Source organism: Gilvimarinus sp. 1_MG-2023 (assembly GCF_030548285.1).
In genome coordinates, this window is the sequence record NZ_JAUOSC010001852.1 from 1 (window position 1) to 231 (window position 231).

The 231-nt window shown below is 55.0% G+C and carries 1 pseudogene; it reads left to right on the plus strand.

Going from position 1 to position 231, the window contains the following annotated elements:
- A pseudogene (locus Q4563_RS23100) lies at positions 1-231 on the plus strand (alkene reductase); the annotation flags it as partial.

A 231-nucleotide genomic window follows, 5' to 3' on the forward strand; every position in this document is an offset into this window, starting at 1 on the left:
GGATATGGGCGATGACGACCCGGCAGCCACTTTTGGTTATCTGGTTGATGCCCTCAACCAGCGGGATATTGCTTTTATTTTCAGCCGCGAAGACCTCAACCAGACCGATGCTCTGACTCCCCAACTACGCAAACGCTTCAACGGCACCTGGATTGGCAATATGAACCTCAGCCCGGATAGCGCCAGCCAATTACTGGCCGACAACACGGTTGATGCTGTCGCCTTTGGCCG